19 protein-coding genes are annotated in these 18,563 nt (G+C 43.1%); 9 read left to right on the forward strand and 10 right to left on the reverse strand.

Annotation, left to right across the window (positions count from 1 at the left end; genetic code table 11):
* Positions 1 to 44: 44 nt before the first annotated feature.
* Genes WHS38_05490 through hflK form a run of 3 tightly spaced genes read right to left on the reverse strand, consistent with a single transcriptional unit; the run spans position 45 to position 3,361 of the window.
* Positions 45 to 1,265: a glycosyltransferase gene (locus WHS38_05490; GenBank protein ID MEJ5300425.1), complete on the reverse strand. Its 1,221-nt coding sequence runs from the start codon at positions 1,263 to 1,265 to the stop codon at positions 45 to 47.
* A 24-nt stretch (positions 1,266 to 1,289) separates the two neighbouring features.
* Positions 1,290 to 2,267, reverse strand: a complete 978-nt coding sequence (hflC, locus tag WHS38_05495; protein ID MEJ5300426.1) for a protease modulator HflC — start codon at positions 2,265 to 2,267, stop codon at positions 1,290 to 1,292.
* A 23-nt stretch (positions 2,268 to 2,290) separates the two neighbouring features.
* Positions 2,291 to 3,361, reverse strand: coding sequence for an FtsH protease activity modulator HflK (hflK, locus tag WHS38_05500; protein MEJ5300427.1), 1,071 nt, complete (start codon positions 3,359 to 3,361; stop codon positions 2,291 to 2,293).
* Between the two features lie 575 nt (positions 3,362 to 3,936).
* Here hflK and WHS38_05505 point away from each other — a divergent pair.
* From WHS38_05505 to WHS38_05520, 4 genes are read left to right on the forward strand one after another with little or no spacing between them, the layout of a single operon-like run.
* Positions 3,937 to 4,473, forward strand: coding sequence for a hypothetical protein (locus WHS38_05505; GenBank protein ID MEJ5300428.1), 537 nt, complete (start codon positions 3,937 to 3,939; stop codon positions 4,471 to 4,473).
* A gap of 23 nt (positions 4,474 to 4,496) precedes the next feature.
* A complete protein-coding gene (gene gatC, locus WHS38_05510) occupies positions 4,497 to 4,790 on the forward strand; it encodes an Asp-tRNA(Asn)/Glu-tRNA(Gln) amidotransferase subunit GatC (GenBank protein ID MEJ5300429.1) in 294 nt (97 codons plus the stop codon).
* A 54-nt stretch (positions 4,791 to 4,844) separates the two neighbouring features.
* Positions 4,845 to 6,314, forward strand: a complete 1,470-nt coding sequence (gene gatA, locus WHS38_05515; GenBank protein ID MEJ5300430.1) for an Asp-tRNA(Asn)/Glu-tRNA(Gln) amidotransferase subunit GatA — start codon at positions 4,845 to 4,847, stop codon at positions 6,312 to 6,314.
* A 47-nt stretch (positions 6,315 to 6,361) separates the two neighbouring features.
* Positions 6,362 to 7,468 (forward strand): glycosyltransferase, encoded by a 1,107-nt coding sequence (locus WHS38_05520; GenBank protein MEJ5300431.1) that lies wholly within the window; start codon positions 6,362 to 6,364, stop codon positions 7,466 to 7,468.
* Here the strand turns inward: WHS38_05520 and cobI are convergent.
* The 7 genes from cobI to WHS38_05555 all read right to left on the reverse strand — a co-directional run bounded on the left by cobI (position 7,453) and on the right by WHS38_05555 (position 13,187).
* Complete coding sequence (gene cobI, locus WHS38_05525) at positions 7,453 to 8,184, reverse strand: precorrin-2 C(20)-methyltransferase (GenBank protein ID MEJ5300432.1); 732 nt, start codon at positions 8,182 to 8,184, stop codon at positions 7,453 to 7,455. The two genes, WHS38_05520 and cobI, sit on opposite strands and share 16 nt — an antisense overlap.
* 85 nt (positions 8,185 to 8,269) lie before the next feature.
* Positions 8,270 to 8,455 (reverse strand): ferredoxin, encoded by a 186-nt coding sequence (locus tag WHS38_05530; GenBank protein ID MEJ5300433.1) that lies wholly within the window; start codon positions 8,453 to 8,455, stop codon positions 8,270 to 8,272.
* A gap of 122 nt (positions 8,456 to 8,577) precedes the next feature.
* A complete protein-coding gene (locus WHS38_05535) occupies positions 8,578 to 8,898 on the reverse strand; it encodes a TusE/DsrC/DsvC family sulfur relay protein (protein MEJ5300434.1) in 321 nt (106 codons plus the stop codon).
* Between the two features lie 27 nt (positions 8,899 to 8,925).
* Positions 8,926 to 10,422 (reverse strand): cobyrinate a,c-diamide synthase, encoded by a 1,497-nt coding sequence (locus WHS38_05540; GenBank protein MEJ5300435.1) that lies wholly within the window; start codon positions 10,420 to 10,422, stop codon positions 8,926 to 8,928.
* Between the two features lie 72 nt (positions 10,423 to 10,494).
* Entirely contained in the window at positions 10,495 to 11,595 is a 1,101-nt protein-coding gene (gene dsrB / locus WHS38_05545; GenBank protein MEJ5300436.1) for a dissimilatory-type sulfite reductase subunit beta, read from the reverse strand.
* A 36-nt stretch (positions 11,596 to 11,631) separates the two neighbouring features.
* Positions 11,632 to 12,906 carry a dissimilatory-type sulfite reductase subunit alpha gene (dsrA, locus tag WHS38_05550; protein MEJ5300437.1) on the reverse strand — a complete coding sequence of 425 codons (1,275 nt, stop codon included), beginning with the start codon at positions 12,904 to 12,906 and terminating at the stop codon, positions 11,632 to 11,634.
* Between the two features lie 38 nt (positions 12,907 to 12,944).
* A complete protein-coding gene (locus tag WHS38_05555; protein ID MEJ5300438.1) occupies positions 12,945 to 13,187 on the reverse strand; it encodes a dissimilatory sulfite reductase D family protein in 243 nt (80 codons plus the stop codon).
* A gap of 319 nt (positions 13,188 to 13,506) precedes the next feature.
* Here WHS38_05555 and WHS38_05560 point away from each other — a divergent pair, with 319 nt between their 5' ends.
* The 5 genes from WHS38_05560 to dnaG all read left to right on the forward strand — a co-directional run bounded on the left by WHS38_05560 (position 13,507) and on the right by dnaG (position 18,560).
* A complete protein-coding gene (locus WHS38_05560; protein ID MEJ5300439.1) occupies positions 13,507 to 14,103 on the forward strand; it encodes a tetratricopeptide repeat protein in 597 nt (198 codons plus the stop codon).
* Positions 14,104 to 14,106: 3 nt separating this feature from the next.
* The gene (locus WHS38_05565; protein ID MEJ5300440.1) at positions 14,107 to 14,625 is read left to right on the forward strand and encodes a peptidylprolyl isomerase; all 519 of its coding nucleotides are present in this window, start codon (positions 14,107 to 14,109) and stop codon (positions 14,623 to 14,625) included.
* A complete protein-coding gene (locus WHS38_05570) occupies positions 14,622 to 15,140 on the forward strand; it encodes a hypothetical protein (GenBank protein MEJ5300441.1) in 519 nt (172 codons plus the stop codon). The genes WHS38_05565 and WHS38_05570 overlap by 4 nt, the downstream gene beginning before the upstream one ends.
* Positions 15,141 to 15,160: 20 nt before the next feature.
* Positions 15,161 to 15,982, forward strand: coding sequence for an alpha/beta fold hydrolase (locus WHS38_05575; GenBank protein ID MEJ5300442.1), 822 nt, complete (start codon positions 15,161 to 15,163; stop codon positions 15,980 to 15,982).
* A gap of 553 nt (positions 15,983 to 16,535) precedes the next feature.
* Positions 16,536 to 18,560, forward strand: a complete 2,025-nt coding sequence (dnaG, locus tag WHS38_05580; GenBank protein ID MEJ5300443.1) for a DNA primase — start codon at positions 16,536 to 16,538, stop codon at positions 18,558 to 18,560.
* Positions 18,561 to 18,563: the final 3 nt, after the last annotated feature.

Here is an 18,563-nt window from a genome sequence, read left to right on the forward strand (position 1 = left end):
AAGACAGTTATCATTTTAAACCAAACAATTATCCACTGGTGTTCTCAAGCCATTTTCCAGCGGCTTATCAAATAAGACTTGTTTTCTTCAAACACCATACATTCATTTTCCACCACTTCCTCTGCTTGCTGAGTTGACATGCGCTCCGTCTTGCGCACATATGAAGCCACCTTACCGTAGTAAAGAGGAAGCAGAGCCTCCAAAAGGGACAACCTTATATCTGCTGTAGCATTACGATAAGCAACAGCAACATCAAAAAGAATAGTTGCCCAAGTATGAGATGGAAAATTAAAGTGCTGAATGCCCATGCTCCTTATCTCATCTAGTTTATGCATCTCTGCAGGGCTTAGCACCTGAGACAAAAGATCTCTATAGGAATCTAACCCACGGCTGAAGGTTTCAAAAAGACGCCCAATATTAACATCCACAGGAATAGGCACTTCAGCTTCCTGTAGTTCAGCATTAAACAACATGGTCGGTTTGCTCCATTTAACTCTCATCCAAAAATCCTGGAATGGATCCATAAACTCAAACAGAGTCCCAACCAACTGTATAAAAGCTCTATTGACCTGAGCATGAGGATCCTTTACTCGATGAAGCTTTGGCGATCCAATAACTGTTTGACACACCGGCTGGCGCATATAAAGAGCATTAGCAACCATCCAAACATCTATACCCTTTTCGGACACAAAATCAGCCCAGTATGGAGCCTTTGCAAAATGCTCAATCAAAGCTTTTCCGAAAGCACAATCTCCTGCAATACTTTGACGAACTCGCCTACCGTAAAGACACCTAAGAAGCGGATAAATAATGACGCTAGAAAGTGTTGCTTCATATTTGTGATGAACATAGATGGGGGTCACATATCCAGCACCTCTTCGCACAGGTTCGATGAAATTGAAAATCCAGTCGGGATTAACATTACGTATATCAGCTTCCAAAATCATTACAGCCTGAGGATTTAGAGACTCGAGTTTTTGAAAGAGGTTCCGCAGGTTGATTCCCTTGCCCCGTTCACCTGGAGCAGATGAAATGTAAATCTTGGGGGTTCTTGTATCCACTCCCAAAAAAACTTCCTTAGTCCCATCCATAGAATGATTATCGCAAACTATAATGGCACTCCTCAGATCCGGATAATGTTTCATCAATCCAGCATCAACTTGAGACACTACATAAGCAATATTAGATGCTTCATTAAAAGTGGGGATAGCTACTATCAAGTCAACTTCGGTTATTCCAGAAGGATTTTCCTCAGCGTATATCATTATTCTCTCTCCCCTCTCAATATATCATTCACCTGCTTTTTTAGCCCCTTTCAAATACTTAAGCGCCTCGATCTTTGTTGAAAAAACAACACTTCCCTGTGGATTTGAAAAATTCTTATAAACTTCAAGAGATCTCAAAAAGTCGAAGAAATCCGGATCTTTTCCATAGGCTTCAGCATAAATTCTGGTTGCTTCCGCATCAGCCTGACCTCTAATCTTCTGAGCAGTCATAAAGGCTTCGGATCTAATTTTTGCTAGCTCCTTTTCCATCTGTCCTAGGATGATTGCTTTTTCTCCTTCACCTTCGGATCTGTATTGAGCGGCAATGCGTTTCCGTTCGGAAATCATTCTATCGAAAACTTTCTGCTGAACGGTGTCTATATAATTTATGCGTTTGACAAGAATATCCAGCAGTTCAATACCAAGTTCTTTGAGAAGAGGCGAAGCGGTAGCGATCATTTCTCTTGTAATCTTTTCACGCCCCTTTTCGAGTTTTAGGGGTTCATCACTTTCTCCCGCCTTTGTAGCGACTGCGTAATCGGTCATCTCTCCACTCTCAAGAAGACTCTTTCCAGCCTCTTCCCATCCCTCGCTTCGGACCAACTCCACAAGCAAATTATTAGCTACATGATCCCGCACTACCGAATCAATAATGCCATCCAGGCGACTATGAGCCGTCTGAATTGACCCTACTCGCATAAGGAAAAGCAATGGATCTCCAATTTTCCACCGAGCTGTGGTATCTACCCAAATGTATTTTTTGTCTCTGGTGGGAATCTGAGTAGGATTGCCATCCCACTTCAGCACTCGCTTTTCAAAAACATTTACTTTCTGAATAAAAGGAATCTTGAAGTAAAGCCCAGCAGTAGTAATGGGGCTTCTTACTGGTCTTCCAAACTGAGTAATCACAACCTGCTGAGTTTCGTTCACAACAAAAAAAACATCTCCAACTATCAATAACATTATCAGCGATACTGGAACAATCCATCTGACACCATTCATAAATCGTCCTTCTTACAAAAACATCACGGTTTGGCTGTGGTCTTATGTTGTTCTGTCGGTTCCTTAGATGGAGTTTCTATAAATGTCCCCCTGGACAAGTCCAAAAACGGAAGAATATTTTTCTGAGTCTCATCCAATATAAATACACTCTTGGCAGAATTCATAAGATGTTCAAAAGACTCAAGATACATACGCTTTCGAGTAATATCCGGAGCTTTTTGATAGGCCGTGAAAATTTCCGAAAATCGATCGGCTTCTCCCCGAGCTCTATTTACTCGCTCTGTTGCATAACCTTCAGCTTCCGTAATTATCTGTCTCGCCTCCCCCCTAGCCTTAGGAATGTTCTCATTGTAAAGCTTTTGAGCCTCGTTGATCATACGTTCCTTTTCCTGCCTGGCTTCGTTGACTTCATTGAAAGCCGCACGAACAGGTTCTGGAGGATTCACGTTTTGAAGCTTCACTGATACAATATGGATCCCTGTTTCGTAGTGATCCATGATTGCCTGAATCTCTTTGCGAGCGTTCTCAGCTATTCCAGCTCTTCCAATTGTAAGCACCTCGTCAGCATAGCGATTACCCACCATTCTTCTCATAACTGATTCAGAAATATCATCCAGGGTCCCTTCAACATCCCGAACTCGGAATAGATACTTTACTGGATCGGCAATTTTATATTGAACCGTCCATTGAACATCTACCACATTGAGATCTCCACTGAGCATTCTTGCTTCTTCCTCATAACCTTTTTCAGTAAATCTACTTCTCACACCAGCTTCAACTGTTCGGTAACCATATTCTCTTTGAAGAACCCGTCCTGTAACAACCTTTTGAACCTGTTCAATCCCAAAGGGTATTTTGAAATGCAAACCGGGATCGGCTGTGCGTATAAATTTGCCAAATCTTAAAACTACAGCCGTTTCTTGTGGGTTTACGATGTAGTAGGAATTTAGAGCTACTATAATGACAGCAAACACTATGATTCCCACCCAGATCGGACTTCGCCGATATCCAAAAAGGTTTCTCAGTCTTTGAAAAAGTTCCTCAAATTCTGGAGGAACACCAGGCTTTGATGGACGTCTTGGCTCCCACACCATTGTCTTCCTTTCAAAACATATTCGGCCAGAGTAATCCGACCTTGCTACAAAAACTTACAATGCCAACCCACCAAAAGGCGAACCTTACCATCACTTAAGTATAGCTCTATAATTCTGCATTGTGACCTCAGGCACTACCTCAAGTCAATGCATCGTAATAGCATAAAGCCACTTATGTCAAGAAATGTGGAGGGTGTTCTAAAAAACTCCGTAATAGAATTGTAGGGGCGACGCATGCGTCGCCCCTACAGTCACGTGGTGAATCATATATTGAGGTCGTTTTTAGCTACCTGAGTCTGGGAAGGTCTTCCAAGCCGAATTTCGTCCCTCCCTTTTCTATGTTTCGCCACCTCATAAGGGAAGTTTTGGAACACCCTTAGAAATGTAGGAGGGTATTTCAAAATTCCCAGTTGATAATGGAAAACAATCAAAAACATGATAACATGCGGGATTTCTAGAACTGGCATTTAAACTTTCCCTATTTCGAGGCCTCGATAAAGTCAAAAAGTACTTAAAGTTTCACCTTGTCAAGATTTTCCAATAAAGGCAATATAAACTTCCGTGAGGATAATTTTATGGAAAGGCCATGTTTTAGCGATAACCAAATTCATCAACTAGATCAGGCGATAGAGATAGCGGAAGACATTGTGGGAGATCATTTCAAAATTTCGACAGCCGAATGGAAGCATTATCGCTACGATATAAGATCCTTAAAGTATCTCTACCCCGAAGAAATAACCGACATAGCCTATGCTCAGATTCTTCGGTACACTCAACATCCTCAGGAACGCTTTCGAGGAAGTCTTCGAGGAGAGTATTTTAAGATTTGCTTACAAGATCATGTTATCCTTAAAACGCTTAATACTAACTCTGATCTTTTATTTGTGCCTTTCCTTGTATATATAGTAACGCATGAACTCATCCACATAGTAAGATTTGCTAGATTCCTTCAGCATTTTATTGCAAATGAATCGGAACAAATCGAAGAAGAACGAAGAGTTCACCATCTTACTCAAGATCTGTTGAAAAAGAGAAAGATTTCCGGTATGGAAAGCACCTTACAGTTTTTTTCCGAGTATTTACCAATAGACGTCTTTCAAGCCCATAAGTAATAGACAAAGAGGGAGAGGGCACCATGAAGTCGTCCAAAATTACCCGCGAAGAAGTAAAGCACATTGCAAAGCTTGCACGGCTCAAACTATCGGATGAAGAAGAGGAACGAATGACTCACCAGATAAACGATATTCTCCTCTACATGGAAAAGCTTAATGAACTTGATACGTCCAACATTGAGCCCATGCATCACGCAGTAGAGCAAGTAAATGTCATGAGAGAAGATAAGCCAAAGCCATCGCTTGAACACGAAAAAGCCCTTGCAAATGCCCCTCAACAAAACGGGGTATTTTTCATTGTTCCTAAGGTAATATGACGAAAATCCGCTTTGTTGTTACAATAAAAATGTTCACAAAAGGAGAGAAAACCCATGAGCGAAGAAATCACCCGCTGGGGCATTGCCGAGACAAGGCGGCGGCTAATAAAAAAGGAAATTACATCTGTTGAAGTAACTGAAGCTTATTTGAAACGAATTGAGACTCTCAACCCAAAGCTTAATGCATTCATTACTGTTTGCCGAGAACGAGCGCTTAAGGATGCTCAATTTTACACAGAACATCCAGAAAGACTCTTAGAAAAACCCCTGGGCGGGATCCCCATAGCCATAAAAGACTGCCTTTGCACAGAAGGGATAAGAACCTCTTGCGGAAGTAAAATTCTTGAGTCCTTCGTGCCACCATATAATTCAACCGTTGTAGAAAAGCTTTCGCAAGCTGGAGCCATCCTGATAGGCAAAACCAATATGGATGAATTTGCAATGGGGTCGAGCACTGAACATTCCTATTTTGGACCCACTAGAAATCCCTGGGACATGTCAAGAGTCCCTGGAGGGTCTAGTGGAGGATCAGCAGCAGCGGTGGCAGCCTGCCTATGCACAGGAGCCATTGGAACAGACACGGGTGGATCTATTCGGCAACCTGCGGCTTTTTGTGGCATTGTGGGCATGAAACCAACCTATGGAAGAGTTTCTCGTTACGGGCTCATTGCCTTCGCTTCATCGCTGGATCAGGCAGGCCCTATGGCAAGAAACGTTCAAGATACGGCTTTGCTTCTACAAATTATCTCCGGATACGATCCCAAAGATACCACATCAATTCTTAAGGAAGTTCCATCATACTGCGAAGAAATGAAAAAACCCGTAAAAAACCTGAGATTGGGGGTTCCTAAAGAATATTTCGCTGTAAAAGGTATGGATCCCAATATCGAAGAAGCCATAAGGAAAGCTATTAAGGTTTTCGAAAGCCTTGGGGCAAGAACCATCGATATAAGCCTACCGCATACGGAGTATGGGGTCGCCGCCTATTATATCATCGCACCGGCGGAAGCAAGCTCAAATCTTGCTCGCTACGATGGAGTAAAATACGGCTTCAGATCATCATCTGGAACTCAGGATCTTATATCGATGTATTCAGAAACAAGATATCAGGGTTTTGGATCTGAAGTAAAAAGACGTATCATGATTGGAACCTATGCTTTGTCCGCCGGATATTATGAAGCATACTACCACAAGGCATCACAGGTGAGAAATCTTATAAGAAAAGACTTCGAGGAAGCATTCCTTACCTGCGATGCTATAATCGCTCCCGTAACGCCAATTCTTCCTTTTTTTATCGGCGAAAAACTAGAAGATCCGCTGTCGATGTATCTATCCGACATTTATACTCTTCCAGCAAGCCTCGCCGGGATACCAGGCATCACAATCCCTTGTGGCCTTTCCCCCGAAGGACTTCCCATTGGCTTGCAAATTCTCGGAAACTATTTTCAAGAAGATCTAATACTACGATTAGCCTACGCCTTTGATCAAGCTTCCGGCATGAGTGCTAGATATCCATCGATCTGATGAGAGTCCTTCATATTGGCAAATATTACCCACCCGTTCCAGGGGGAATGGAATATTTTTTGAGAGATCTTCTCGTGGCTCTGGCTCGCCGCGGAATCGAAGTCGGAGCCCTGGTGCACCACCATAAACCCGGCTTACCTTCAAGCTTTGAAATAATTGATAGAGTCTTTGTCTGGCGATCAAAAATCCTGGGACATCTGGGTTTTATCCCACTAAGTCCAGCTTTTCTTAAATCTTTCCTTGAATGTATCAACAACTGGAAGCCTGATATCCTTCATTTCCACCTTCCCAATGCATCAGCTTTCTGGGGACTGGGAATCTGCCGGGCAAAAAAAATTCCCTGGGTAATACACTGGCACGCCGATGTCGTCTCATCAAATTTCAGTAAGATACTAAAATTTAGCTATCCTATCTATGCTATTCCAGAAAGACTTTTTCTGAAACGAGCAGATGTCGTCATAGCCTCATCGCCGGATTATCTGAATTCCAGTAAACCCCTTAATGACTTTCACAATAAATGCACTGTTGTGCCTTTAGGTATTGATACCGACCGGATGCCTTATCCTTCTTCTTCACTTTTACAATGGGCGGAACAAACCTGGGGGAACACATCATTTAGAGTATTATCCGCCGGAAGGCTCAGCTATTATAAGGGTTTTGATGTTTTAATAAAGGCTATAGGTCTTCTTCCTGAAGATGTGAGTCTCCACATTGCGGGAACAGGTTACTTAGAGAATCCACTAAAAAAATTAGCCCGCCAATTAGGGCTTCAAAATCGAGTAGTTTTTCACGGTTATCTTTCTCCAGAACAGCTTACCGCTCTATTTCTCTCAAGCCACTGTTTTGTTCTATCATCCATCGAACGAACCGAAGCTTTCGGCATAGTGCTTCTTGAAGCTATGTTTCACGAAAAACCAATTATAGCAAGCAACCTAAAAGGATCTGGTATGTCCTGGATTGTTAAAAATGCTCGGTGTGGATTGCTTTTTGAACCTGGAAATATTCACGATTGCGCAGAAAAAATCCTGTGGCTTAAAAATAACCCCAGGAAAGCTATAAAATATGGAGAAGCAGGAAAAACTTTTTTACTGGACAATCTATTAATAGATCGTGTTGCTAAAAAAATTGCCTTTATTTATCAAGGTTTATTATGATTACCTTTATTTTTTTTTACAATCATAAGAGAAAGATAATGTGGTTTTCTACCCTTCAGTTCCCCTAATTCACAAAAAATCTCCTGATCAGGTAAACCACAGCGGCTGACATAGAAAATTGAAGCGTGAAGAGACTTTTCCTCAAGAGTTTTTATAATTTCTGGCATCTGGCGATATACTTTTAAAAGCACCACCGTATCGCAACATTCCAAAGTTTTATCCAGATGAGCGGCTCCTCGAGCTCCCGACACGACGGCCATCGATTCTTCCCCCTCTACCACGGGCACATTACAGAAGGAAGCAGCCGCTTGAAACGATGTGATGCCCGGGATTGTCTGGATTGGAACATCTGGATACAAGCTTCGAATCGTTCGCATAATGTAGATGTAAGTGCTGTAAACCAGGGGATCGCCTATAGTGATAAAAGCTACATCTTCTCCCCGAGCAAGTAACTCAATCATTGGCTTACAGTTATCATGCCACGCCTTTTCCAATTCTTGTTGATCGTAGGTCATTGGAAAGGGAAGCGAATAAACATTAGCTTGCGGGGAAAGATAGCTTTTAACAGCTTCAAGAGCCACACTGTAGTCATTTTTGGAAGAAGACGCTGCGAAGATATATGATACTTTCTGCAATATCCTCACAGCCTTTACAGTCAAAAGCTCTGGATCCCCGGGACCGACTCCGATACCGTATAATGTTCCAAAGTTTGCCATTAATTCCAATTAACCCAACTTTAATAAACTGAAAGGGCTCGCTCCATATACGGCGAGCCCTAATTTTCATTTATCCCCCACCTATTTAGACTTCCTCGACGGTGATAGCTCCTTGCTCGCACACTTCTACACAGCTTTCGCAACCAAGACATTCATCTGCATTTACAGGTTCAGCCTTACCATCGATCATTTCGTAAACGTTCACGGGGCATACTTCCACACATTCACCGTCACCAGCACACTTGTCTTTGTCAACCGTTACTCTCCACATCGATATCGTCTCCCTCTCTGTTTTCAAGACTTCTGTAACTCAATCACGCCCACTACCATTTTTTATCTTTCAGCGCTGGTCCTACTGGAAAAATCAACCCCACCAGCTAGCAAAAAATAGCCTTATACGCAACCAGTAGGCTTAGGAAGACCAGCCATCTTACAAGCACCCTTACCAGGTCCAGATGGGAAAAGTTCATAGATTTCTTTGAGCTTATAGCCAGTCAGCTTGGTCAAAATTCGAACCATCGGAGCAATACCGTGTTTCTTGTAATAATCCTGGAGGATGTTGATGATCTTCCAATGAGCTTCCGTAAGTTCTTCAATACCTTCAGACTTCTTCACATACTCGACCCATTCAGGGCACCACTGATCGAAGCTAGAAATGAACCCATCCTCATCAATCTCGAATACTTTGCCTTTGTACTCAATCGTCTTTGCCATACCTCAACACCTCCTCTTTGTTAAACATCATAATTGATCATCTACAGCGGGGAGAAGGGCTTCCTTGAAGCTCCCCGACTTCATGTTCCCTACCCTGTAGGACTGGGCTGTCTTCACAAAGCTTTTCGCCCATTCTTTACAGGTCAATGCATGAACATGAGCATACAAAGCTACACAGTTTCTATACACTATTCCATCAAATTGTTCAACTATTCCGTGGCCTTTCTGAAGTTTCAGAATAAAACGCACATCCCTATAGCTATCATTCTTCAAAACAGCTCTAGAATAGTGAAATTCATGTCCTCTAAAGGAATAGCCTACAGGAAAAAAGGGGTTTTCCTCAACAATTTGTCCTAAGACGTAACCATGTCCCTGAGGCCTCTTATACATTTCTACTTCTAAAGGTAACACTCCAACCATAGGGTAAGAACTCTTATCAACTGTAATATATTCGCTAAGATACATAAGCCCACCACATTCGGCATAAACAGGCAAACCCCTATCGATAGCTTCTCTTATCTCTGCTTTCAAAACATCGTTTCCTGCCAGAATCTCCGCATAAACCTCAGGGAATCCACCACCAATATATAGCCCATCAATATTGGATGGCAAATGCTTATCAGCTAAAGCCGAAAAGAAAACCAATTTCGCTCCAGCCTTTTCAAGAGCTAGTAGATTTTCAGGATAATAAAACTGAAATGCTTCGTCTCTAATAACCCCTATCACGCAACCTAACTCTTTAGCACTTCGGCTGTCAAAAGATAGAGAAAAATCCACAAATCCTAACCCGCAAGATCTTCCCTTTTCCGCAATGGACAAAACCTTTTCTAGATCCACCGAATCCTTAACAATATTACGAGCATAATCGATAGCTTCCCTTACTTTAAAGTGCTCAAAAGCAGGAATAAGACCGAGATGCCTTTCAGGAAAAAAATTATTGGATAGCCTAGGAATGGAGCCTACAACAGGCACACCACAAGATTCTTCAATCGCTCGCCTTATGAGAGTCTCCTGCCGAGAGGTCCCTACTCTATTGAGAATCACCCCACTGACTTTCAAATCCTTATCGAAATGTTGGCAACCATAAACAAGAGCGGCAGAAGTTCTTGTCATTTTAGTAACGTCTATAATGAGAACAACCGGAAGTCCAAGAAGTTTTGCAAGTTCTGCAGTGGAACAGCTTCCTATTTCATCCAGGCCATCGAAAAGCCCTCGATTACCCTCAACCAGAGCTATATCTGCTTTATTGCTTTGGTAGCAAAAGGAAGCTACAACATCTTCTGGTTTCATAAGAAACATATCAAGATTATAACAGGGAGATCCCGCTGCGACAGAAAGCCAGCCTGCATCGATGTAATCGGGACCTTTTTTAAAAGGGACAACTTTGTAACCGATCGATTTGAAAGCAGCGGCAAGACCGGTAGAAACAAAGGTTTTACCGGATCCACCTTTAAGTGCGGCAACAACTAGACCAGCAGGATTTAACACGCCAGGAAAGCATTTCTGTTGCCTCAGTTTTTCCATTGAATTCTCGACAATCCATATCAGATAATTCTTAAAGGGGAGGAATTTAACCCTCCCCTTTGTTTCTCTATGCTAGAACTTAAACTGAGTTGTAGTTCTCCAGGTCGTCATGGCAAGGCGGTAATCATCAATATGTTCATGACGGAATTCAAATCCAGTCTTTTCGAAGAACCTCTCCCAACCAATTCGATTAATCCATTCACCGATTCGTTCATAGCGACGAGCATCAGATGCGTAAACTTCAACAATTTTCCGAATTGTTTTCACGACTGTAGGCCATCTAGGAGGCTCATTAGGAATGTAAGGTACGGCCAGCTTAGAGAACATCGGTGGGACTCGAGAGTTGGACACTTTACCACCAACCCATATCGCTACACCGTCGCCGTCCTGATCTGCAATTGGAAGAGCCGGACACATAGTGTAGCAGTTACCGCAGAACATGCATCGAGCTTCGTTAATTTCTATGCTCTTGTATTCTCCAACCTTCTTGGGCTTGATTGCAGCCGTTGGGCAAGCCGCTATAACAAGAGGAATCTCGCAAACATTCTGCACTCGTTCATGTTCTATGAAAGGCGGCTTACGATGCACACCCAGGATTGCGATGTCAGAGCAATGGACAGCACCACACATGTTCAAGCAGCAAGCGAGAGCAATTCTAACCTGAGCGGGGAGTTTATGAGAACCAAAATACTCAAATAGATCATCCATCACAGCCTTTACAATACCTGAAGCATCAATAGCTGGTGTATGGCAATGAACCCATCCCTGAGTATGAACAATGCTCGTAATGGATGCGCCCGTACCACCGATAGGGAACCAATTGCTGCGACTCTTCAGGTCGTCAATCAGAGGGCGAAGTTTAGACTCATCGGTTACTAGGAATTCGATGTTGTTTCTAGTAGTCCATCTAAGATATCCATCGCAGTATTTGTCAGCAATGTCGCAAACTTCTCGAATGAAATCAACACTTACCAGACGGGATGTTCCGACACGAACAGAGTAAAGCTTCGCACCGGTTTCCGAAACATGAACCAAAACACCAGGCTCGAGAATCTCGTGATATTTCCATTTCCCGTAATTTTCTTTGACTATGGGTGGGAAAAACTTATCATATTTTGGTGGACCTATATCCGTAAGACGATCTTTCATGATATCATTAGGATCGAAAGGCATATTTACACCTCCTTATTATTGTTGCTAACAACTTCTTTACGGCTGATGACGTTCACGATAAGCCTTGGCGTCACGTGTCCATCCTCCAGGCACATCCGCTGGGTCGTAGAAAATGTAAGGATTGTATCTCGGCGTATTGATCATACGTGGATCTGGCTGCAACCCAACAGCGTTAAGGAACTCTCTCAGTCCAAGACGCTGAATAAGTTCACCGAGTCGTTCCCTGTTCTTCCCGTGCTCCATCCACCAATCCCACATTCTCCCAACAAATTCATGGAATTCTTCATAGGGAGGTTCCATCTTCATGAACGGAATCACTACGCTAGAAAGCTGAGCACCTTCAAGAATGGGGGCTTTTGCTCCAACCAGAATTGTAGCGCCTACATCTTCACCCGGGCGGAGAGCTCTGGGCATGATATTGATGCAGTGCATACAACGAACACAATCTTCATCATATATCTTCAGATTCTTTCCGTCCCATTCCATGCACTTCGTTGGGCACTTGTCAATTACTTCCGCCTGGATATCAAGAGGTCTTTTTTCTGGACCATCGGCTCCACCATGGGGTACGAGTTCACCACCAACGTAGGCTCTAACAGCTTCCTGATCAATTCTTATCTTATCTCGCCATGTTCCAATAATAGAGCAGTCAGCGCGGGCTATAGCTGCAACACAGTCGTTTGGACAACCGGAAGCCTTGAATTTGAACTTATATGGGAACATGGGACGATGCAACTCATCCTGATATCTCATTGTTATATCATAAATAATGTCCTGCGTATCGATACAGGACCATTCACACCTTGCTTTACCAACACATCCCTCAGGTGTTCTCATGTTAGATCCGGAGCCACCAAGATCCATACCAAGTTCATGGGTAAGTTCGTAGAAGATCGGCTCAAGTTGATCAGTTGTGGTGCCAAGCAAAATAATGTCACCGGTGGAACCGTGAAAGTTGAAAAGACCACTTCCTTTTCCTTCCCAGATATCACAAAGCTTGCGAAGAACATCAGTCTTGTAGAACTTGCTAGCCGGCTGGTTAACACGCATAGTATGGAAGTGAGCCACATTAGGAAACAGGTCAGGTCTGTCGCAATAACGACCTATAACTCCACCTCCGTAACCGAATACACCGACAATACCACCGTGTTTCCAGTGTCCTTCCTTGTCCTTATAAGACAATTCGAGCAATCCCAAGAGATCATCACATTCAGGTTTTCTTTCTGCAACACGCTTAATGTCAGTTACAAAGCTCGGCCAGGGCCCCTTGGTTAGCTCATCAAGCATAGGGGTTTTGTGCTTTAACGCCATACACTTACCTCCTTTAGACTCATCTCTGTCACCACCCTTTACACCATTCCTTCTTCCTCTTTCTTCACATCATCAACTCCTGGGAGCATATACATAGTCGTACTCCCGCTTGTCCAATAACGGAGTCTTCCTTCACTAACCAGTTCATTAATAAGTTTCTTGGCTTCCCTCATGTTGATTTCAGGCACAGCTTTACAAAGATCATTAAAATAATGTTTGGTCTTTTTCTGTTCCTTCAACCAGTTAATGATACGTTCTTTAGCTTCTTCTTTGCTACTCATGGCTGGCCTCCATTTTGTTCAACCGCCACACATAATTTATTCATCCCACCCCACGGCGGGCACACCCTTCCAGTAAACATTTCACAGCAAAAGTGAATTTCTTCACCATTTCTTCTCTCGTAAGACTTTATACCCACGGTGATTTTACCTTGTCAACCACAAATTCCAAAAAATTAGTGGTTTCTTTCTTGTGCTGAATAGCCACTTTCTTCACAAACTACCTTCAATCAAAAACCGTTTCCACTTGACCGTGACTCTCTAAAACATTAGCGTTATAAGTTGGTAAAAAAATCTGTAGCTAGCAAGGAAAGGAGAAAACATGGCAACTCATGAAGTTTCAGATCTCGATCAATACATACGCTACCTAAAGGAGAGGCTTTTTTTCGAACCAGAATCGGCAACCTTTCATTACAATCTGGGGCTCGCCTATATGAGAAAGGGACTCAAAGAAGAAGCTGTATCAGAATTCCTTCAGGCTATTGAGTATGATCCCAGGCTGGCTCAAGCTTACGTTAACCTGGCAGGTATATTTTTTCAGGACGGCAAATTGGACGAATGTATAAGTTATAACGAAAAAGCTCTTGAGATTGACCCAACTATCCCAATGCCATACAACAACCTGGGTTTTGTTTATCTCCAAAAAGGACTTTACGAAAAAGCGGTAGAAATGTGCAAAAAGGCGGTCGAGCTCATGCCTAACCTTCTTCAGGCTCACCACAACCTTGGCATAGCCCTTCTCCACCTAAACCGCCTGGAGGAATCGGCACAGGCTTTCCTAAAGGTGATAGAACTTCGCCCCGACTTCGCTTCTGCCTATTACCACCTATCAGTAGTTTACGAATCAATGGGAGAAAACACAAAAGCCCAAACCTACCGCGAAAAAGCAATTCAGCTTGGTTTCCCAATTGAGGAGTGAAAAATGGAAATATCTAAAGATACTGTGGTTACAATAGAATACACCGTTCAAATCGATGACGGATCTTACGTCAAAGGATCCCCAGATCAGCCGGTCTCCATGTATTTCACCGTCGGTTACGACCAGATCCTTCCAGCCCTTGAAGCTAGACTCTACGGATTAAAAGAAGGAGATGAAACATCTTTTTCAATTCATGCCGAAGAAGCCTTTGGTCTTTACAAAAAGGAACTCCTTAAACGAAGAAGCTTTGAAGAATTCCCTCAAGGTAGAACTCTTTCGCCGGGTAAATGGGTTATAGCAACCGATCCGTCAACAAAAGCCCAATATGCCTACAAGGTGGTAGAAAAAACGGATCATGACGTCCTTTTAGACTTTAATCATCCTTTGGCTGGTAAGAATTTGTTATACAAAGTAAAAATAGTTAAGGTGCGTCCTGCAACAAAGGAAGAACTTGCTTTTATTCGTCCCTGTGAGTTCGACGATAAGAAGGATACTCAATCCACACAAGGGGGTTTTTTATGAATAAAATTTTGTTAGCCATAATGGCTATTATCATGGCGGGGTGCTGGGCGCAAAACATACCGCCTAGTCCGTCAAAAAACATCGAAAGTGGAGCAAAGCCGGTTATAAGCGACAGTTACCTAACTCCAAACATTCTTTCCAACATGATTCTCCCCATCTATGTTGAAGCCCAGGACCCAGACGGCAATATGGCAGGTATATGGTTTACAATTACTCAGGTAGGGGTCAACCCGGATTCAACTCATTACATAGCTCTAACCCCTGCTGATCGTAAGACTTTCAAGGGTTTCGTAACCATCGACATCCCTCGACTCGAAACAAACGAGCGGCTTCGTATTGAAATGGCAGTTGTAGATCAAAATGGGCTAAAAAGTAATACCGTAACAAAAGAAGTTCTAATTGGGTTTTCTTATCCTGTCCCACCCCCGGAAAAATGGAAGTCCCCAGAAACTCATAAACTGGGACATATCTTTTTTGAATTTCTAAAAGATCGAGAATTTGAAAGAAGAGACTGAATAAACATCGGGAGGTTAGCATGCCTTTCTGCGATGACGGTGAACGAAGAATCTACTACGAAGTTTCTGGTTCGGGAAGTCCACTTCTATTTATAAGTGGTCTAAGCGGGGGGAGTTGGTCATGGTATCAGCAACGTCCATTCTTTGAAGCATTTTATACAGTCATAGTTTTCGACAATCGAGGAGCTGGTAAATCCTGGATGCCGCCAGGTCCTTACACAATGGATCAAATGGCTGAGGATGCTCTAGCCTTACTTGATCATTTGGAAATCAACAAAACCCATGTGGCAGGAATATCCATGGGTGGCATGATCGCTCAGCAGCTTGCGGCAACTCATCCGGATCGAGTATCAGCTCTGGTGCTTGGATGCACTCATTGTGGAAAAAGCAGGCGTATTGCTCCCGCCCGTGAAGTGCTCGATCGTCTCTCCTCTCAGGAAGGCTTATCACCAGAAGAAATAGTCGAAAAAAACATCCCCCTTCTATTTGGCGAAAAGTGTCGAAAAGAACATCCGGAGATTGTGGACGAATATAAAAGAAAGACTCTTTCGGCTCCCATTCAGCCGTTCGAAGCTTTCCAGGCTCAACTTATCGCTATCAATAGATTTAATGTATGCGATATTCTGTATAGAATTACATGTCCAACCCTTATTATCACCGGAAAAGATGACATTCTTGTTCCTCCACAGAATTCCAAAGTTCTTGCAGAACTTATACCTAACTCACAACTTGTGGAACTGGACGGCATAGGACATGCTATACATCTCGAAGCCACAGAGACTTTCAATGAGCTAGTTTTAGAGTTTCTACGTCAAGTAGAAAAATCAATTGGTCAAGCTTGAACAGAGGGTGTTCTAAAAAACTCCGTAATCGGGATAGGGGCGGTCAGTTTGACCGATCCCCTCCCACACCACCCGGCATGCGGGTCCGCACCGGGCGGTTCGAGAAGTTGAGTCGGATTTACGCCACTTCGCCTTGATCACGAGAGCTTCGCAGACTTCGGCCCGCTCGCCCTGCTCCGCACTCCCTCCCCGTTGACGGGGAGGGCTGGGGAGGGGTCCGGTTCTTGTCCATCGGCTCGCAGTTTCGTTCCACGCTTCCTCCCCACACTCGGTCACCCTCGTGCAGTTGCGCTTCCCTTCGCTCGCTGTGATCAACTCACGGGAGGACTTTCACCTCCAGGAGCACGCCCATGCCGTGCCCCTACAATTCTGAACCTATTGCCAGGACAACCCTGCATGGAAAAAATTTTCGAACAATCTCAGCCTATTAAGAAAAGGGAGAGCCCAATAAAATTACTCTCTTGCTTTTCTTGAATATTGTGTTTTGATTATTTCGTAAGTTCCAGGGAAACACAACCATCCTCAAATAAAAATACAAAGGGACGCAAAAGCCTTGACTGGGGCTCGTAATGGTCAACTGATTGAGAAAATAAAAGAAGTTGCCGATATTCTGGACATAGTGGGAGAGGCAGTCAATCTTCGTCGGGCTGGACGCTACTACGTCGGGCTATGTCCTTTTCATGCGGAAAAAACGCCGTCGTTTTACGTTGACCATCAACGTCAAATCTTTCACTGTTTTGGCTGCGGAGCTGGGGGAGATGTTATCAAGTTCGTTATGCAACATCGAGGGCTGTCTTTCCCTGAAGCCATAGAATTTCTTGCAGACCGATACAACATAAGGATAGAAACAAGCCGCCCAGGAACAGAAGCAAATCGCACTTCATTACTTCTTCAATACATAGCCGTTGCGGAAGAATTTTACTACCAGCAACTACGTTACAGTTCTGAAGGAAGTGTAGCTAGAGAATACCTCAAGAAACGACAGATTGATGAACGTATCGTAGAGGAACAACGCCTTGGTTATGCACCTCAAAGCTGGGATGCACTGGTTCGACACTTTAAAAACAAAGGGTTAGATCTTCAAAAGGGCGTAGAGCTTGGATTGTTTGCGGTAGCATCTAATCGATCAGGAGAAAAATTCTATGATCGGTTTCGCAACAGGCTGATATTCCCTATAAGAAATCATCGGGGTAAGGTCATCGCTTTTGGGGGAAGAACTTTAGCGGAAGGGGATTCATCTAATGAACCTAAATATTTGAACAGCCCCGAATCTGAAATTTACCGAAAACGATCAACTCTCTACCAATTCCACCTAGCTCAAGAAGCATGTCGCAAAGAAAAGCGTCAAATAATTCTTGTAGAAGGCTATATGGATGCTCTTGCCTTCCACCGTGTTGGTTTTTATCGAGCGGTGGCGACTCTTGGCACAGCTCTAACCCCCCAGCAAGCTAGACTTATAAAGCGTATTGCCGACGAAGTTTTGCTTGTTTATGATGGAGATGAAGCGGGAATAAAAGCAATGATCCGTAATTTCCCTGTGCTTGCTCAGGAAGGTCTGCAGGCTTTTTGTGTTGTGCTTCCTGACGGAATGGATCCCGATGATTTTTTCCGCAATCATTCTCTGACTGATTTCGAAAACCTTATGAATTCAAAGATGGACCTGGGAGAATTCGCCATAGATGAAATACTCAAAAGCTGGGATGGATCTACCAACGGCAAAATGAAGGTATTGTCTGATCTTTTCAATTATCTAGAAGCCATATCCCATCCGGTGATGCAGGCAGAATACATAAAAATGGCGGGCATAAAACTAGGACTTTCTGATGAAGTCATAAACAAACAGTTTAAGTTGTGGTCTAAGTCTTCCAAATCGCCAATGCCTGGAGAATTTCCTTCCATCAATTATTCTGGCAAAGTCGATCTGATAAAAGCGAAATCCCACTTTGTGCAACATTCAAATGCTGCTAATTCATCAAAAAAATATTCTCCCCGAGAAACATACATGGATACATCCCCACCTTCTCTGGAAGAAGAAATCCTTAAAATCCTTGTTACCTATCCTCATACTGTGGAAGTAATAGCTCACAAAAATTGCTGGGAATATCTTCTGGGAAACGACGTAGAAGCTTACGATAGATGTAATCCCGGTCAGGAACTCACCAGGTTGATTTTTAAAGGTTTTTATGAAGAATGGCTTGAAATTTCTTCCAATGAATGGAATAAGAACAAATTTTGTATAGATCAAATCTATGACCGTGTCCAAGATCCAAAGGCACGGAACTTACTTTCTAAGATCATTTTTGAAAGCAAGCTGGATATAGGTGAATCGACGGCTAGATTGTTTCTCAATGACTACCTGGGGGCACTTGAGAAACAGTTTTTAAAGGAACGCCGTAATTATCTTGTGAGAAAACTTGCCGAAGCTGAAAAAAAAGGTGATGTTGAAAGTATAAAGGACACTTTACGCAAAATACAATGTCTTATGGAGGTTAAAAATCATAACAGACACAAAACCTTTGGAAATTCTGAGAGGGGGACGGTGAAAGACGATGGGCACAACTTCTACAAAAAACCATGACAA

The organism is Thermodesulforhabdaceae bacterium (assembly GCA_037482015.1).
Classification (GTDB): Bacteria; Desulfobacterota; Syntrophobacteria; order Syntrophobacterales; family Thermodesulforhabdaceae; genus JAOACS01.

Bases quoted from the DNA above. Each gene is read 5' to 3' on its own strand.
- WHS38_05490 (MEJ5300425.1), bottom strand. From the start codon at position 1,265: ATGATATACGCTGAGGAAAATCCTTCTGGAATAACCGAAGTTGACTTG.
- hflC (MEJ5300426.1), bottom strand. From the start codon at position 2,267: ATGAATGGTGTCAGATGGATTGTTCCAGTATCGCTGATAATGTTATTG.
- hflK (MEJ5300427.1), bottom strand. From the start codon at position 3,361: ATGGTGTGGGAGCCAAGACGTCCATCAAAGCCTGGTGTTCCTCCAGAA.
- WHS38_05505 (MEJ5300428.1), top strand. From the start codon at position 3,937: ATGGAAAGGCCATGTTTTAGCGATAACCAAATTCATCAACTAGATCAG.
- gatC (MEJ5300429.1), top strand. From the start codon at position 4,497: ATGAAGTCGTCCAAAATTACCCGCGAAGAAGTAAAGCACATTGCAAAG.
- gatA (MEJ5300430.1), top strand. From the start codon at position 4,845: ATGAGCGAAGAAATCACCCGCTGGGGCATTGCCGAGACAAGGCGGCGG.
- WHS38_05520 (MEJ5300431.1), top strand. From the start codon at position 6,362: ATGGAATATTTTTTGAGAGATCTTCTCGTGGCTCTGGCTCGCCGCGGA.
- cobI (MEJ5300432.1), bottom strand. From the start codon at position 8,184: ATGGCAAACTTTGGAACATTATACGGTATCGGAGTCGGTCCCGGGGAT.
- WHS38_05530 (MEJ5300433.1), bottom strand. From the start codon at position 8,455: ATGTGGAGAGTAACGGTTGACAAAGACAAGTGTGCTGGTGACGGTGAA.
- WHS38_05535 (MEJ5300434.1), bottom strand. From the start codon at position 8,898: ATGGCAAAGACGATTGAGTACAAAGGCAAAGTATTCGAGATTGATGAG.
- WHS38_05540 (MEJ5300435.1), bottom strand. From the start codon at position 10,422: ATGGAAAAACTGAGGCAACAGAAATGCTTTCCTGGCGTGTTAAATCCT.
- dsrB (MEJ5300436.1), bottom strand. From the start codon at position 11,595: ATGCCTTTCGATCCTAATGATATCATGAAAGATCGTCTTACGGATATA.
- dsrA (MEJ5300437.1), bottom strand. From the start codon at position 12,906: ATGGCGTTAAAGCACAAAACCCCTATGCTTGATGAGCTAACCAAGGGG.
- WHS38_05555 (MEJ5300438.1), bottom strand. From the start codon at position 13,187: ATGAGTAGCAAAGAAGAAGCTAAAGAACGTATCATTAACTGGTTGAAG.
- WHS38_05560 (MEJ5300439.1), top strand. From the start codon at position 13,507: ATGGCAACTCATGAAGTTTCAGATCTCGATCAATACATACGCTACCTA.
- WHS38_05565 (MEJ5300440.1), top strand. From the start codon at position 14,107: ATGGAAATATCTAAAGATACTGTGGTTACAATAGAATACACCGTTCAA.
- WHS38_05570 (MEJ5300441.1), top strand. From the start codon at position 14,622: ATGAATAAAATTTTGTTAGCCATAATGGCTATTATCATGGCGGGGTGC.
- WHS38_05575 (MEJ5300442.1), top strand. From the start codon at position 15,161: ATGCCTTTCTGCGATGACGGTGAACGAAGAATCTACTACGAAGTTTCT.